The 15280-nt window shown below is 50.6% G+C and carries 15 protein-coding genes; 10 read left to right on the plus strand and 5 right to left on the minus strand.

Annotated features, from left to right (window positions below; all coding sequences use genetic code 11):
- Window positions 1-190 precede the first annotated feature (190 nt).
- Window positions 191-1405 carry a LacI family DNA-binding transcriptional regulator gene (locus EBB54_RS07365; protein WP_125126943.1) on the minus strand — a complete coding sequence of 405 codons (1215 nt, stop codon included), beginning with the start codon at window positions 1403-1405 and terminating at the stop codon, window positions 191-193.
- A 242-nt stretch (window positions 1406-1647) separates the two neighbouring features.
- Between EBB54_RS07365 and tnpA the strand changes: the two genes are divergently transcribed.
- From tnpA to EBB54_RS07390, 6 genes are all read left to right on the plus strand, one after another.
- A complete protein-coding gene (gene tnpA / locus EBB54_RS07370) occupies window positions 1648-2055 on the plus strand; it encodes an IS200/IS605 family transposase (protein ID WP_125126944.1) in 408 nt (135 codons plus the stop codon).
- A 34-nt stretch (window positions 2056-2089) separates the two neighbouring features.
- Window positions 2090-2353 carry a helix-turn-helix domain-containing protein gene (locus tag EBB54_RS32470; protein WP_330554412.1) on the plus strand — a complete coding sequence of 88 codons (264 nt, stop codon included), beginning with the start codon at window positions 2090-2092 and terminating at the stop codon, window positions 2351-2353.
- The gene (locus tag EBB54_RS32475) at window positions 2347-2628 is read left to right on the plus strand and encodes an RNA-guided endonuclease TnpB family protein (protein ID WP_330554413.1); all 282 of its coding nucleotides are present in this window, start codon (window positions 2347-2349) and stop codon (window positions 2626-2628) included. Before EBB54_RS32470 ends, EBB54_RS32475 begins: the two co-directional genes overlap by 7 nt.
- Window positions 2629-2874: 246 nt before the next feature.
- Window positions 2875-3900, plus strand: coding sequence for a LacI family DNA-binding transcriptional regulator (locus tag EBB54_RS07380; RefSeq protein WP_125126945.1), 1026 nt, complete (start codon window positions 2875-2877; stop codon window positions 3898-3900).
- Window positions 3901-3949: 49 nt separating this feature from the next.
- Window positions 3950-5647: an adenine deaminase gene (ade, locus tag EBB54_RS07385; protein ID WP_125126946.1), complete on the plus strand. Its 1698-nt coding sequence runs from the start codon at window positions 3950-3952 to the stop codon at window positions 5645-5647.
- Window positions 5648-5748: 101 nt separating this feature from the next.
- A complete protein-coding gene (locus tag EBB54_RS07390) occupies window positions 5749-6357 on the plus strand; it encodes a hypothetical protein (RefSeq protein ID WP_243127577.1) in 609 nt (202 codons plus the stop codon).
- A 76-nt stretch (window positions 6358-6433) separates the two neighbouring features.
- Here the strand turns inward: EBB54_RS07390 and EBB54_RS07395 are convergent, their stop codons facing one another.
- From EBB54_RS07395 to EBB54_RS07405, 3 genes are read right to left on the minus strand one after another with little or no spacing between them, the layout of a single operon-like run.
- Window positions 6434-7051: a manganese catalase family protein gene (locus EBB54_RS07395; protein WP_125126948.1), complete on the minus strand. Its 618-nt coding sequence runs from the start codon at window positions 7049-7051 to the stop codon at window positions 6434-6436.
- A gap of 3 nt (window positions 7052-7054) precedes the next feature.
- Window positions 7055-7324, minus strand: a complete 270-nt coding sequence (locus EBB54_RS07400; RefSeq protein ID WP_004081361.1) for a spore coat protein CotJB — start codon at window positions 7322-7324, stop codon at window positions 7055-7057.
- A complete protein-coding gene (locus EBB54_RS07405) occupies window positions 7321-7902 on the minus strand; it encodes a spore coat associated protein CotJA (protein ID WP_125126949.1) in 582 nt (193 codons plus the stop codon). Before EBB54_RS07405 ends, EBB54_RS07400 begins: the two co-directional genes overlap by 4 nt.
- Before the next feature lie 531 nt (window positions 7903-8433).
- Here EBB54_RS07405 and asnB point away from each other — a divergent pair.
- The 4 genes from asnB to EBB54_RS07425 all read left to right on the plus strand — a co-directional run bounded on the left by asnB (window position 8434) and on the right by EBB54_RS07425 (window position 13103).
- The gene (gene asnB, locus EBB54_RS07410) at window positions 8434-10317 is read left to right on the plus strand and encodes an asparagine synthase (glutamine-hydrolyzing) (protein ID WP_125126950.1); all 1884 of its coding nucleotides are present in this window, start codon (window positions 8434-8436) and stop codon (window positions 10315-10317) included.
- 109 nt (window positions 10318-10426) lie between these two features.
- Window positions 10427-11788, plus strand: a complete 1362-nt coding sequence (locus EBB54_RS07415; protein WP_193554339.1) for an FtsW/RodA/SpoVE family cell cycle protein — start codon at window positions 10427-10429, stop codon at window positions 11786-11788.
- A gap of 105 nt (window positions 11789-11893) precedes the next feature.
- On the plus strand, window positions 11894-12733 hold the full coding sequence (locus EBB54_RS07420) for a DegV family protein (protein ID WP_125126951.1): 840 nt from the start codon (window positions 11894-11896) through the stop codon (window positions 12731-12733).
- A gap of 130 nt (window positions 12734-12863) precedes the next feature.
- On the plus strand, window positions 12864-13103 hold the full coding sequence (locus EBB54_RS07425) for a hypothetical protein (protein ID WP_044990994.1): 240 nt from the start codon (window positions 12864-12866) through the stop codon (window positions 13101-13103).
- 108 nt (window positions 13104-13211) lie between these two features.
- Here EBB54_RS07425 and EBB54_RS07430 read toward each other — a convergent pair whose 3' ends face one another.
- Window positions 13212-15185, minus strand: a complete 1974-nt coding sequence (locus tag EBB54_RS07430) for a glutaminase domain-containing protein (protein ID WP_125126952.1) — start codon at window positions 15183-15185, stop codon at window positions 13212-13214.
- Window positions 15186-15280 lie beyond the last annotated feature (95 nt).

Genomic DNA, 15280 nt, shown 5'->3' on the forward strand with positions numbered 1-15280 from the left:
AAGCCGTCTTGCAGTTAAGAGGCCGGGGAAGGGTGCGGTACGAGAAGACTGCCTTTTGCAGAAATCTTGTATCCCAAAGCATTCGTTCCCCGGCCCTTTTTTGGCTGCAGGTTATACCTGGCAGGCGTGCCCCGCAGCCTGGGCCGCTCCCTGAAAATCCCGGAAAGCCCGCCGCTGTCCGTCATGGGGATCAGGATCTGCCTGTCAGCCCCAGGTCTTTTACAGACTGCCTTTCCTGGAAATGCACATCAATACATTCGGTCAGCGGAAAGTCGGAATAATCCCCCTGTATCCTTCGATAAAGGATGCCGGAAGCCTGTTCCCCGATCCGGGAAAGATCCTGTGCCACAGAGGTGATGGGCGGATACATGCTGGAGAACAGAGGGTCGTCGTCAAAGGTGACAACGGATACATCTTCCGGGATGGAGTAGCCGCAGGCGCTGGATTCGATGAGCCCGCCCATGGCGCTTAAATAATTTGTAAAAAAGACGGCGCTGGGCGGATCACCGCTCTCCATAATCTGCCGGAAATGCTCCTTTCCCAGGTCAATGGTCTTCTGGCTGATCCCAAACAGGATGGGGCCGGACATGGTAATGCAGGTCTGTGCCTGCCCGAACGCATCCTGAAAGCCTCTGATACGCTGGTACACAGGTGTGGAATAAGAGGCATGGTCCAGAATATGGACCCGTTTATGGCCCTTTTCCAGCAGATATCGGCCCAGCATCGCGCCGCCCCTGTAATTGTCCGATATCACGCAGTCTACAGGGCGGTATTTCGAAACCGGCCCTCCATCCGACAGAAGGGAGGGCTGGCTGTCCAGATCCGCCGCGCCAAAGGGCGGGCCTTCGGTCCCGGCACTTGCCGCACTCCGGGCCTGATTTCTGGTTCCGGGATTCACCGCACTCCGAGCCTGGCCTTCGGTCCCGGCACTTACCGCACTCTGGATCTGGTCTGCAGCTCCGGGATTTTGATCCAGCACCACCACAGGGATGTTCTGATCCAGCAGCAGATGGTAGTGATTGTCCCGGGAATTGTAGGGGAGCATGATCACGCCGTCGATGTTGCGGACGATCAGATCCTGAATGGCCTGGATTTCCGTCTCCTCGTCATGGCAGAACGAACAGGTGATGACGGTGTAGCCGTATTTGACGAAATACTGGGAGACCGAGCTGATGATCGGGCCCCAGAAATAATTTCCCAGGTCGGATATGAGGATGGCCACCGTCATGGTGTGCCTGGAACGCAGGATCTGGGCGGTATGGTTGGGCTTATAATTCAGATGGGCAATCGCTTCCTCAATGCGGCGCTGGTTCTTCTCGTTGATTTTTTTATGGTTGAGATATTTGGAAATCGTGGCCAGGGAAAGGCCGGTCTCCCTGGCGATATCTTTGATCGTGACTTTCATCTGTTCCTCCGATCTGTCATGCCTGCGGGCATTCTGTCACAGGCATTTTACCATGAAATCCTCAAATTAACAACCAGAGAAAAGTGAAAGCAGGTGCGGACATAAACGCGAAACGTTTTTAGTAGAGCGAAAAGACGGCGCTGCTCTTCACAGTCCTTTTGAAAAAAGGCTACCGCAATCCCACTGGCTTTAGACGGTGGGTTAAGGTAGCCAAAAGTGGCAGTTTGTGTTATACTTGCGTCATGGGAACATGGAAATCAAAAAACAGGCACAAGTATTTATTACAGTATCACACACTATTCGTGTGTAAATACAGAAAGAAATTACTGATACCAAAACAAATATCAGATGATATAAAACAGCTTTCGCATGAGATATGCCAAAAACATAACGTCATTATCAAATACAAGGAAACAGATAAAGACCATATCCATTATATGATAGAAACATTACGAAGTATCCCTTGTGGAGAACCAACAATGTCTATTAGTAAAATCGTTAACCTGATGAAAAGTGATACTACATATCATATTTGGGAAAGATATCCAAACTATCATATAAAGCAATTCTGGAAAGAGCGTACCTTTTGGACAGACGGATATTTTGCGTGTAGTGTGGGAAATGTTCCAGAAGAAATGCTGCGTAAATAGATAGAAAATCAAGGATATAAGGTGGTGATAGCAAGTGTTAAAAGCATATAAGTACAGAATATATCCAAATAAGGAGCAAAAAATACAGATTGCAAAAACATTTGGCTGTTGCCGTTTTGTTTATAACCAGACACTGGCATACCGCAAAGAAGCTTACGAAAAAGAAAAGAAGTCCGTCAGTAAAACAGATTGTAATAATTACTGTAACAGGGAATTAAAGAAAGAATATGAGTGGCTGAAAGAAGTGGACAAATTTGCCCTGACGAATGCCATTTACAACATGGACTGTGGATGGTAAAGAATCATTATCTGGCAAAATCAATATCCGATGTGTCATGGCATGAGCTGACAAGGCAGTTAGAGTACAAGGCAAAATGGAATGAGAGGAAATATATAAAAATAGATACATTTTATGCCAGCAGCCAGATCTGCTCTAATTGTGGGTATCAGAACAAGGACATGAAGGATTTATCAGTAAGGGAATGGGTGTGCCCAATATGTGGAGCAAAGCATGACAGAGATATCAATGCTGCGAAAAATATTTTAGCAGAAGGATTACGGCAGATAGCATAAGATAATAAAATACAAATAGGGACGGTTCAGCCCGAATTAACGCCTGTGGAGATAGTAGGTAAGTGCCCTATGGGTATACGAGGTCTATGAAGCAGGAAGCACATTGGCTTTAGACAATGGGTAGTTCACATGTGTTACAATGAGGAACATGAGACAAAAAATGCTATTGCAGGAACAAAAGAGGCAGGCCGCGGAAGGATACCGGCGATTTCCCAAGCATGGCACGGAGGGTAAGGAGAATCGGATATGGCGGTGACGATCAAGGACGTGGCGCGGGAGACAAATCTTGCGATCTCGACAATTTCAAAGTATATGAACGGCGGCACGGTCCGGCCGGAGAACCGGGAACGGATCAAGGAGGCTGTCCGCAAGCTGGGATATTCGCCCAACCATACGGCCCGCGGACTCAGAACCTCCCGGACCTACATGATCGGCCTGGTGACCGGGAAGATGTTCTCGCCCCATACGGCACGCATCCTCAGTGAGATTGAGAAAAAGCTTCGGCTCCTGGGATACTCCGTCACCTTCGCGACTCACGAGGAGAACGGAATCCAGGCCAAGGAGTATGTGGACTATATGGTGGAGAGGGGCGTGGACGGCATCATCTCCACCCCCATCGGGACCGGGCAGGATTATCTGAAAAGCGCGGCGGAACAGAAGATTCCCGTGGTGATACTGGAAGAGAACAGCGCGGGCAACCAGGCGGACTGCGTACAGGTGGACTGCAGCGGGGGCGCCTATCTCATCGTAGAGCATCTGATCGAGAAAGGACACCGGGAGATCGCCGTCATCAAGGGCCCGGATTACAAACTGACTTCCCGGGAACGGCTGCGCGGCTACCTACGGGTGATGGAGGACTACGGCTGTCCCATCCGGGAGGAATACATGATACAGGGAGATTTTTCATACAAATCCGGATACGAGGGGATTCGGAGGCTGTGGGAACTGGAAAAAAAGCCGACGGCGGTATTTGTCAGCAATTATGACATGTGCCTGGGGGCCATGGCGGCTGTCTACAACCTGAACATCCGTGTGCCGGAGGAACTCTCCGTCGTATCCTTTGACGACTTCGAATTGTCTGTGATGGTTCGGCCCAGGCTGACTACGGTGCGCCAGCCTTTGGAACAGATGGCGGATACGGCCGTGGATCTGCTGTATCGGCGGATGCAGGGGGACTACTCGGATTTTCCGCGGAAGATCCGTTTAAAACCAGAATGCGTCTGCAGGGATTCTGTAAAGAGCTGTTTATTCCCGCAAAACGGCGGCGCATAGGACCGCCATGATTTCTGCAAAAACAAAGAAAAGAAAGAAGGAAACTGCGATGAAAAAGAGTATGATCCGGGCTGCAAAGGGAGAAATCCCGGCAGACCTGGTGCTGAAAAACGGTAATGTGGTAAATGTATTTTCGGAAGAAATTGTCACATGCGACGTGGCGGTGGTGGACGGATGGATCGTCGGTCTGGGAAGCTACCAGGGAGAGCGTGAGATCGACTGTACGGGAAAATATATCGCCCCGGGGCTGATTGACGCCCATGTACATATCGAATCCTCCATGGTGTCCCCTCTGGAGTTTACGAAGTACATTGTGCGAAAGGGAACCACCGGGATCGTGGCAGATCCCCACGAGATCGTGAACGTCAGCGGAAAGCGGGGGATGGACTATATTCTGGACGCCTCGGAGCATGTGCCGGCGGACGTATATGTGATGGTTCCTTCCTCGGTTCCCGCCACCAATATTGATACCAACGGCGCCGGAAAATTTCTGGCCGAAGACATGGCAGAGTACAAATCCCATCCAAGGGTTCTGGGCCTGGGGGAAATGATGCGGTTCGTGGACGTGCTTGGGGAGGATCCGGAGACGATGGACAAGCTGGACGCGTTTTCGGATATGGTGATGGACGGCCATGCGCCGGGAATTTCTTCAAAAGAGATCCAGGCATACCGGATGGCCGGAATCCAGGATGACCATGAATGCTCCACCGGTGAGGAAGCGCTGGAGAAGCTGCGGGCCGGATTTCACATTCTGGTGCGGGAGGGCAGCGGGGCGAAGAACCTGGAAAGCATCTTAAGCGGCCTCCTGAAAAAAGGAGCGTCCCTGGACAACTGTATGTTCTGTACGGACGACAAGCATCTGGAGGACATCGAAAAGGAAGGACATATCAACTTTTGTGTCCGCAAGGCGATTGCCCTGGGCGTGCCCGAGGTGAAGGCATACAAAATGGCTTCGTGGAATGCGGCCCGGTTTTACGGAATCCCGCATGCCGGGGCGGTGGGGGCGGGCTACCGGGCCGACCTGCTGATTGTGGACGATCTGAGGGAGGCGGTGCCTTCCATGGTGATCAAAAACGGAACGGTGGTGGACGACGCGTGGCTGTCCTCCTTCGCATATGAGCTGAAAGACCGTTCCCTGCTGCATACGGTGTGTATTCGGAGCCTGTCGGAAGAAGATTTGTTTCTCACGAAAAAGGAAAAGAATCATGTGCTGGAGCTGGTGCCCAATGAACTGCTGACCCTGCACCGGGTGGAGGAAGTGCCCGGACAGCACGGAGAATTTACCCCGGCACAGGACTATGGAAAGCTGGTTGTAATGGAGCGGCACGGAAAGAACGGCAAGGTAGGCGTGTGCCCGGTGAAGGGATACGGAATCCGCTCCGGCGCCATTGCCACCACCATTTCCCACGATTCCCACAATATCATTGCGGCAGGCGATAATGACCGGGATATCCTGTGCGCGGTGAGGGAGCTGGGACGCATCCAGGGCGGATATGTGATCGCCTCGGGGGGGAAGGTTATTGATGAGCTCCCCCTTGCGCTCTCCGGGCTGATGAGCGTGAACTCTGCCGAGGAGGTGCAGGAAAAGACCGGGGAAATGGTTCAGAAGGCGCGGGACATGGGAGTGTCGGAAGGGGTAGACCCGTTTATCACCCTTTCCTTCATGGCCCTGACGGTGATTCCGGAATTGCGCCTGACCGAATCCGGGATGTTTGACGTGACTGCGATGCAGTTTATTGAAGAATGAAAGCATCCGGCAGGGACGCCGGAAGAGATCGAAACACAGCAAAATGGTTCCGCCTGTATGATTGCAGCCGTGCAGGCGGACAGGATTCAGGGGTAAGACATATGGCAGAAAAAAATGAAAACAACGTCCTGCGCTTCCTGAAACAATATGCGGTCAGGATTGTGGCGGTCTGCGGGATTCTCCTGGTTTTGGCCTATTTTATCAATATCATGTTCGTGCAGAATCAAAAGACGGCGGTCTCCGTGCTGGTTCTGGAATTTATGGAGGACACCTCCGCGCTGGAGCAGCAGGTGCGTGAGGCGCTGGGCGCGGGGGAGGACGAAAAAATAGAGATCCGGACCATTTCCTCGGGCATTGAGGCCAATAAGGCGGTGGCGCTGACCTGGATTCGGGCGGAAGTGGTGGATGTGGTCATCGGCGGTGAAACACAGATGACAGAATATGCCCAGGCCGGATATCTGAAAGACTTAAGCGACATGAAAGCTTCTGAACAGGGTTCAGAAGAAGATGGGGCCTCCAATTTCCTGTGCGGTCTGGCGCAATACGATCAAGACGGCAATGTAACCGGCACCGGGCCCAAGACTTGTTTTGGCAGATATATCCCGGGGATTCCCGGGGCACAGATCGAACAGCCGGTGGCCGGGCTGGCGAACAATGCGTCCAATGTGGACAATGGGCTCAGGCTGCTTCAATGGCTGGGAACGGATTGAATGATGACATATAGGATGTGCTGCGTTATCCCGGATTGAAAAAATCCGGGATAACGCAGCATGTTCTGTTTAGTTCTTATTTACATCCGCAGTCTGACGACATATCAAATGCCGGATTGAATGCGTAGAAGTTCTTGCTGTCCAGATGATCCTGTACGATTCGGAGGCTTTCACCGAAACGCTGATAATGCACCACCTCACGCTCCCGCAGGAACCGGATCGGGTCGCATACTTCCGGGTCTTTTATGAGCCGGAGGATATTCTCATAGGTAGTTCTGGCTTTCTGTTCGGCCGCCATATCTTCATGCAGATCCGTGATCGGATCGCCCTTGGACTGGAAGTAGGTGGCGGTCCAGGGGGAGCCCCCTGCGGACTGGGGCCAGAGTGCAAGGGTGTGATCCACATAGTATTTGTCGAATCCGGATTTTTTCAGCTCCTCAGGAGACAGGTTTCTGGTCAGTTGGTGAACGATTGCGCAGACGATCTCCATATGTGCCAGTTCTTCCGTACCGATATCTGTCAAAATTCCTGTCACTTCCTTATACGGCATCGTATATCTCTGCGAGAGGTACCGCATGGACGCTGCCAATTCCCCGTCCGGTCCGCCAAACTGCGATATAATCACCTGTGCCATCTCCGGATTTGTCTGGGTGATCTTCACCGGATACTGCAGTCTTTTTTCATAATTCCACATAAATCAGCATCCCCCTTCCTGCCATGGCCATGGCTCATTGATCCAGTTCCATTTTTCGCAGTCGGAACAGACCGCGGTGTCAATCGTCAGAGGTCCGAAGTTCTCTGCGTATTCCTTCAGCGCTTCGTTGCGCATGCAGCTGTATTTTCGGAAAAATTCCATTGCTTCCTCATCGCATGGATGGGTATCCAGGTAGAGCTTCACGTCATCGACCGCAAAGCTGACTTCGTAGATGTGGTTCAGCAGATCTTCCCTGCAGGTGTGGTTTTTCATCGTTTCCAGCCCCCTCTCCCAAGAAATGGTTGATCCAGTTCCTCAAAGACGGTGCCACAGCGGAAGCCTTCGCAGATATCCCTGATTCCGCACCAGGTCTGCCAGGGGACGTATGCCATGGCGATGGGCATATCATAAAGCGGGTCATCCATCATGCATTCGCAGTTCTTCGGCATTTTGCGTTCCCTGCATTCGGGCGCTTTTCTCGGCTCCGGCGGCGGAGGACAGCATCCGCAGTCTTCTCTGCGTATCCTGTCTGCTTCGGGAGCGCGGCATCCGCAGTCCTCCCTGCGTATCCGATCCGCTTCGGGGGCGCGGCATCCGCAGTCCTCCCTGTGCATCCGATCCGCTTCAGGGGCGCGGCATCCGCAGTCCTCCCTGTGCATCCGATCCGTTTCCGGGGCGCGGCACCCGCAGTCCTCCCTGTGCGTCACGTCCCTTTTGGGCGCCGGGTCACAGCAGCGCGTATCCATCTGCGGGGCAGAGGGCTGGCATCCCGTATGCATGCCGGGCATGGGACGCATAGGCCGCATATTGCCCTGGCGGCCATAGCGCATATTGTTCTGATAATTCGCCATTTGCGATTACTCCTTCCAAGATTCGGTTTACAATATATATACTATGGAAGAAGTACAAAAAAGGTTCCTTTCGCTGCATACCGGACCACGCCGATTGCTGCGCCTGTTTCCCGGCGGCATTGGGCCCGCTTATCGTTACTGTTCACAGTGCTTTGCACTTCGCTGCAAGGCATCCGGCCAGTAAAATAGCGGTTGCGTGCATCCAGCCCCTCGCCGTCAGGCGGCTTTTCAATGGGCTGGATGCCGCTACAGTTCGCGGCCGGTTAGGCCGTGAACTGTAACCACTTATCAAAAATTTCAGAAGCGAAAAAGGAAAAACATTGTTTTTATAAATAAAAAAAGCTATAATACTAAAATGAAGAGAAACAATGAGGCACTATTTTTGGTTTCTGGTAAAAAAGTTTCCAGTAAAAAAACAGGACAGTCGATCTGTGTTTGTCGTGGAAACAGAATTTTTGGGAATACTATGATTTGAATATTTTACAAATGGATGATTCAGGCCAGATTACGGGATAAAGGAGATAAGGATTTATGTGTGGGTTTGCAGGATTTGTCGGGGAGGTTGAGAACCGGGAGCGGGTGCTTGTGGATATGATGAACACCATCATTCACCGGGGGCCGGACAGTGAGGGGAAGTTCGTGGATGGGGACGCGGCGCTTGGGTTTCGGCGCCTGAGCATCATCGATCTTTCGGAGGTCGGGGATCAGCCTTTATATAATGAAGATAAAAGCAAGGTTCTGGTATTCAACGGAGAGATCTACAATTATCAGGAGCTGCGCAAAGAACTGGTGGAAGCAGGCCATGTGTTCGTATCCAACACGGATTCGGAAACACTGCTCCACGGATATGAGGAATGGGGGGAGAAGCTTCTGGACCGGCTGCGGGGCATGTATGCGTTTGCAATCTGGGACAGGAAAAAGAAGCGGCTCTTTGCGGCCAGGGATATTTTCGGCATCAAGCCTCTTTACTATGCACAGATGAACGGGACGCTTTTATTCGGCTCGGAGATCAAGTCTTTTCTGGAACACCCGCGGTTTGACAAGATTTTTAACGAGGATGCTCTTGGAAATTACCTGTCCTTCCAGTTTGTGCCCACCAACGAGACCTTTTTTAAAGGCGTGTTCTGCCTGCAGCCGGGACATTTTTTCGTATATGAGAACGGGCAGCTTGAGATCACGCGCTACTTTGAACCTCATTTTACAGGCGACTGCACAAAATCCTTCGAAGAAGTGGTGGACGAGGTGGAAGCGGTGATGAAGGAATCCGTGGAAATGCACAAGATCAGCGACGTGGAAGTGGCCTCCTATCTGTCCAGCGGCGTGGATTCCAGTTATCTGACTTATTTGGGACAGGTGGACCGTACTTTTACCGTGGGATTTGACGAGGGAAAATACAGCGAGATCCAGGATGCAAAGGAGTTTGCGGCCAGCATCCATATGCAGAACGACGCCAGGGTCATCACTCCGGAGGAATACTGGGACCGTCTCTCCGATATCCAGTATTATATGGACGAGCCGGTGGCGGACCCGGCGGCCATCGCCCTCTTTTTTCTGAGCGAGGAGGCGGCAAAAAAAGTCAAGGTGGTGCTCTCCGGGGAAGGGTCGGACGAGCTGTTCGGGGGCTATAACATTTACTGCGAGCCGCTGGAGCATACGGCTTTCAACAAGATTCCCATGGTTTTGCGCCGCGCCCTCGGAAAATTTGCGGAATACTGCCTGCCCCGGAGGATGAAGGGCAGAGGTTTTCTGATGCGCCATGGAAAGACACTGGAGGAACGGTATTTTGCAAATGCAACCAACATCTTTACAGAGCGGGAAGCACACCGGCTTCTGAAAAAAGGCTGCGCGCCGGGAATCCAGAAGGTGACAAAGCCTTTGTACGAACGTGTGAAAGGGAAGGACCCGGTTACAAAGATGCAGTATGTAGACCTCCACCTCTGGCTGGTTCATGATATTTTGATGAAAGGGGATAAGATGGGCATGGCAAATTCCCTGGAGGTGCGGGTGCCGTTTTTGGACAAAAAGGTGCTGGAGCTGGCCCAGACCCTGCCTTTGGACTATAAGGTCCGGGCGCCCAAGACCAAGGTGGCGCTGCGGGGGGCGGCGGAGAAGGCTATCCGAAGCAAGACCGCGGAGAAGAAGAAGCTGGGCTTTCCGATTCCCATCCGGGTGTGGCTCAGGGAAGAAACGTATTACGAAAGAGTACGGGAAATGTTCACTTCGGAGGCGGCCAGGAAGTTTTTCAATACCGATATCCTGGTAAAAATGCTGGATGGACATAAGAACGGAAAGAACCTGAACGAAAAAACAGACGACAGCCGGAAAATCTGGTCCGTGTATATCTTTCTCGTATGGTATGACCGGTTTTTCGGGCATGAAAAGCCGGTTCATCCGGCCAGGCTTTCGGCGGTCTGAAAGGAGCAGCAATCTGTAAGGAGCCGGCACGGGATCAAAGCCAAGGCTGATCCTGGGGCCGTACATAAATAAGGGCAGCTATTCACAGCAGCAAATAAGGGGAGAATCTATGAGAAGCAGGACTGTACGCCCGCTTAAGCGGCGGGAACACGGAGCAGGGGCTATGCAGAGCAGTTACGGATATCCGGGGAGCCAGGCACGGGTTCGGCGCGCCCCGACAAACAGACGTGCCGCGCCCCAGGCAGAACACGCTTACGGTATGCAGCACAGTGTCTACAACATACCCTTCGAGGGGGAGCGGCATTCGGGAGAGGGAAAGGAAGAACGGAAAAAGCGGGGAATCCTTTCCAGGATCTTTGTCACCGATGCGCAGTATTTTGACTATGATCTGCTGCTGGTGATCATTTTTCTGATGTGCCTGGGACTGATCATGCTTTACAGTACCAGTTCCTATGAAAACGGAACCTTCTATTTCAGAAAGCAGGCGATCTTCGGGGCCGCCAGCTTCGGCGTGATGTTCCTGGTATCCAAGATTGATTACCACATATACGGGGCGTTTTCCTTTGAATGCTATCTGCTGGCCATGTTTCTGATGGCGCTGGTGCAGACGCCTCTCGGCCACAGCGCCAACGGCGCCAAGCGGTGGATTCGGATAACAGAGAATCTGACGCTTCAGCCCGCCGAGATCATGAAGATTGCGGTGATCCTGTTCATCTCCTATGAGCTCTGCCGTCTGGGAAATAAGGCGCATGCAAGGGAGGGAGCCGTCCGCGTCTTTGCGTTCGGCATCGCGGCGGCGGCGGGCGTCAGATACCTGACGGACAATCTGAGCACCGCGGTCATTGTGCTGGCCATCACCTGCATCCTTTACTTTGTAGTGCATCCAAAGTTAAAGCCATTTCTGGCCATGCTGGTGGGCGGGGTGGTCATGGCGGTAGTTTTGATCAGCTTCCTCTCCGCGTCCATCTCGGAGAGCGATAATTTCCGTCTCTCCCGGATCATTACCTGGCTGGACCCGGAAAATCATACGGACACCGGCGGGTTTCAGGTCATGCAGGGGCTGTATGCTATCGGCTCCGGCGGATTTTTCGGCAAAGGGCTGGGGAACAGCACCCAGAAGCTGGGGGTGATTCCGGAAGCGCAGAACGATATGATTCTTGCCATTGTCTGTGAAGAACTGGGGGTATTCGGCTCCATCATCATCCTGTTGCTGTTCAGTTTGCTGCTCTACCGGCTGATGTTCATTGCCAGAAATGCGCCTGATTTATACGGTTCCCTGGTGGCAACGGGGATTTTTGCGCATATTGCGCTGCAGGTGATCCTGAACGTGATGGTTGTGACCAATACGATCCCTACCACAGGGATCACGCTGCCCTTTATCAGCTACGGAGGGACTTCTCTTTTGTTTCTCATGGTGGAGATGGGCATTGCACTGGGTATTGCGCGGAAGATAAAGATCAAGGATGCATAATTTGGAAAAATAAATCTTTTCAGACCGGGTAAAATATGATATAATCAGACGTAGTAATGAATACTATATGAAATAGAATCATATTTGAAAGGCTTGGGACAGATTATGAGTTATAAAGTGATTGTTGACAGCTGCGGGGAACTGACCGATGAGATGAAAGCGAGCGGAAATTTTGAGACGGCCTCTCTGACGATGGAGGTGGGGGGCGTCCGCATCATAGATGATGCAACCTTTGACCAGGCAGATTTCCTCAGAAGGGTTGCGGATTGTCCGGAAAGCCCGAAGTCCTCCTGCCCGTCGCCCGAGGATTATATGGAAAAGTACCGCTGCGAGGCAGAGCGGGTCTATGCGGTGACGCTGACGGCTGAACTGAGCGGTTCTTACAACAGCGCGGTGCTGGCAAAGAACTTATATATAGAAGAATACGGAGAGAAAAACATCCACGTCTTCAATTCCTGTTCCGCGTCTGTGGGGGAGACATTGATCGCCCTGAAAGTGCAGGCATGCGAAGAAGCAGGCATGACATTTGAACAGGTGGTGGAGACGGTGGAGCGGTATATAGAGGGACAGCACACCTATTTTGTGCTGGAGAACCTGGATACACTGCGCAAAAACGGCCGGCTCACCGGGATCAAATCCCTGGTGGCAGGCGCTTTGAATATCAAGCCGGTGATGGCTGCTACCCCCGAAGGCACGATCTGCCAGATCGGCCAGGCCCGGGGCATCAAAAAAGCCCTGTCCAAGATGGTGGATCACATTGTGGAAGAAACCCAGGGGGCGGAGGAAAAGATCCTGGCCATTTCCAACTGCAACTGCCGGGAGCGGGCACTGGAAGTCCAGAAGCTGCTGCTTGGTAAGATGAAGGTGAAGGCCAGCTTTATCGTGGATATGGCGGGCATCAGCAGCATGTACGGCAATGACGGCGGAATAATTGTTGTAGTTTGAAAAAAAATGTGATATACTTATGAGACGGGCATTCGGGAAACGGCTGGACAAGCCTTTCCGAACGTTTCTGGTTCCATGCTGCAGAGGAGCAGTGATGGGGGTGCCTGAGCATAAAAAGGAGATCAAAACAATGAGTCAGGAAAAGATAGACCGTTATAAACAGGAAAAAGCGAACCGGAAGAAGAATATGAAGAAGCAGCGTATGATGGGCTGGGCGCGCAAGGGTGCCCTGACTCTGGCGGGGCTGGCGCTGGTTGGCTGGCTGGGATATTCGGCATACGACAAGTTTTCTTCGAACAAGAGCCGGGATATTACGACGGTGAATTATGAAGCGGTAAATTCTTATTTGATTGATCTTACGGAAGAGTAAGGAACTGTTACACATTAATATCTCAAAAAATAGAGGATATGGTTCTTGTGAGCTATATCCTCTATTTTTACCATAGTCTTATATTCTTACCAGGTAATATTTCTCAAATTATAAAATCTTTTTATCCATGAGCATGGGCATAAAAATTCCGCCTTGCACACTACGCGCAATAAACTGACAATAGTCACCGCTGACCGTATCGTACCAGTCAGAAAACGGAACCCGGCTATTTGTGCTTTTCAGATATTCTGCGACTGGAGCTATAAATGTATGTCGTTGAGAAAGGTCTGATGTGAGCGAAGCACACCAGAGGATCCAATCACTTTTTGTATAGGCGGCACGGCTGTCCAAAGGAACTCCATAGGCATTCTGTTCTGAAAGATAATGGAGCAGTTCTTTTTCATAGACCTCTTTGCCGAAAAGGTGCGAATTAAAAAGCTTATCCCATACGAGGTTATACTTGAGGCTCCATGAATTTTCATGGTCAAACGCAAGCTTATAATGGTTTCCCGTAATGGCAGAGGCTTCCCAGTTATGAGCCATTTCAAGAGCTTGGGCGTGATAGTTCTCGTAGGCTTCCTGCCTTCCTTGAAGGCGGGAAATCTGCGCATAGCCTTCAATCCCCAATATGGCTTTCATGGATAAATTTGTGTTGTGGGCAAGGTGCCCAGCAAAATCGTCAGTGCAGAGTTGTTTACTGGGATTGGTTCCATATTCGATCAGATAGTTGGCCCATTGCTTTAATATTTTATTATATGGAAGCGCAAATGCGGCAGATTTTTCACGCAGACATATGGCAGCCGTTAAAATAATCATATTACCACATTCTTCCGTCGGCATCTGTTCGTTCAGATCGTATATATCACATTCTTCCGGAAACTGATAGAAAAACGGATATATGGCATGGTTGTCCATAACATAAAGGGAATCGGCATTTTGGGAAAGACCGTAAACCTGTCCGTTCGCATAGGGATAACGTCCAATATCATGAGGCGCAAAATCATATTTCCAGATAGGACATTTTGCAAAACGGAAAATTGGACGTAACATTCCTTTAAGAAGTTCCGGATTATAAATCAGAAAAAGTGGTGCGGAAGGGTAAGCAACATCAACGGTTCCAATGCAGCCGTTAGAATCATTTTCTTTTGACAGAAAGAGTAGCTCCCCGTTTTCATCGGCAATCAGCTTATGGGCTGCGATGGCATGCCGATAACTCATGCAGCACAAAAATGCATAATCAGCGCCACCTGACTGAAAGGCATCCTTTTCTAATTGGCTGTCCAAAAGGCTACACTTGTTCATGACTTCTTCATATTCAGTAAAGCCTGCGTCAATAGCATCAAGTATAGAGTGATATTTTGTCGTCCAGTATGCTTTTTTCCATTCTCCGAAATAGCAGATGGAAAGAAGGTCATCATAAGCGACTATCCAGTTGACGGATGCAGTATGCTTTGTCATATCCGGGGATAAAAGCCTGGCCATGCCCTGCAAAGATTCTGAATCAGAAGAATAAGAGACTGAGACATCCGAAGAATCAGAAGCAAGGTACAGGTATCCCCAATCTATGCATGTATGGTCTCCGCTGTGTCCCAGAGGATGCTGGAATGCTTTTCCCATAAAAGCGAATCGGAAATCCTTGTATGTGTTAGAACCTCCGATTGTTTTTCCGGGAGTTTCACCAACCAGATCGGCAGATAACTGGAAAATTATACTGATGCTGGAAGGAAGTTTTTGCACAACGCTCATATTTACATAAGAGCATGGACGGGAGACTAAAACAGGATCATCAAGAAGCAATGGTGAAGTAAATGTAATAGTAAAAGAGGCTTTTTCGTGCTCGAACACGTACTGCGTACTTGTTGCTGTGACATAGACTTCTGTCTGATGAAGTTTCTGAAAAAAACCACATTCTCCAAGAAAGCAATAAGGAATGTCATCAATCACCAGATAGCCGTTCATTTTCTGCCTTGTCTTGGTCCAATGAACAGGATCGGAATCGTTCAGAAAATCTGATGTGGACCAAATGCTGAAATAGGGGTCATGTGTAAATAGCGGGATTGCAGCAGCTTTTTCAATTTTCATTATAATATTCCTCCTATGTGCCTGCGAATATCTGGGGAAATTTTCGGGATTCCAAGAAAGATATCCGTTGACTTTTTAAAATGATTGTATATAAT

The sequence above is a fragment of the Schaedlerella arabinosiphila genome, assembly GCF_003885045.1.
Lineage (GTDB): Bacteria > Bacillota > Clostridia > Lachnospirales > Lachnospiraceae > Schaedlerella > Schaedlerella arabinosiphila.

Excerpts from the sequence above, each read along its gene's own strand:
- ade (WP_125126946.1), top strand. The coding sequence starts at position 3,950 with ATGAAAAAGAGTATGATCCGGGCTGCAAAGGGAGAAATCCCGGCAGAC.
- EBB54_RS07425 (WP_044990994.1), top strand. The coding sequence starts at position 12,864 with ATGAGTCAGGAAAAGATAGACCGTTATAAACAGGAAAAAGCGAACCGG.
- asnB (WP_125126950.1), top strand. The coding sequence starts at position 8,434 with ATGTGTGGGTTTGCAGGATTTGTCGGGGAGGTTGAGAACCGGGAGCGG.
- EBB54_RS07415 (WP_193554339.1), top strand. The coding sequence starts at position 10,427 with ATGAGAAGCAGGACTGTACGCCCGCTTAAGCGGCGGGAACACGGAGCA.
- EBB54_RS07395 (WP_125126948.1), bottom strand. The coding sequence starts at position 7,051 with ATGTGGAATTATGAAAAAAGACTGCAGTATCCGGTGAAGATCACCCAG.
- EBB54_RS07365 (WP_125126943.1), bottom strand. The coding sequence starts at position 1,405 with ATGAAAGTCACGATCAAAGATATCGCCAGGGAGACCGGCCTTTCCCTG.
- EBB54_RS32475 (WP_330554413.1), top strand. The coding sequence starts at position 2,347 with ATGGTAAAGAATCATTATCTGGCAAAATCAATATCCGATGTGTCATGG.
- EBB54_RS07400 (WP_004081361.1), bottom strand. The coding sequence starts at position 7,324 with ATGAAAAACCACACCTGCAGGGAAGATCTGCTGAACCACATCTACGAA.
- EBB54_RS07420 (WP_125126951.1), top strand. The coding sequence starts at position 11,894 with ATGAGTTATAAAGTGATTGTTGACAGCTGCGGGGAACTGACCGATGAG.
- EBB54_RS07380 (WP_125126945.1), top strand. The coding sequence starts at position 2,875 with ATGGCGGTGACGATCAAGGACGTGGCGCGGGAGACAAATCTTGCGATC.
- tnpA (WP_125126944.1), top strand. The coding sequence starts at position 1,648 with ATGGGAACATGGAAATCAAAAAACAGGCACAAGTATTTATTACAGTAT.
- EBB54_RS07390 (WP_243127577.1), top strand. The coding sequence starts at position 5,749 with ATGGCAGAAAAAAATGAAAACAACGTCCTGCGCTTCCTGAAACAATAT.
- EBB54_RS07430 (WP_125126952.1), bottom strand. The coding sequence starts at position 15,185 with ATGAAAATTGAAAAAGCTGCTGCAATCCCGCTATTTACACATGACCCC.
- EBB54_RS07405 (WP_125126949.1), bottom strand. The coding sequence starts at position 7,902 with ATGGCGAATTATCAGAACAATATGCGCTATGGCCGCCAGGGCAATATG.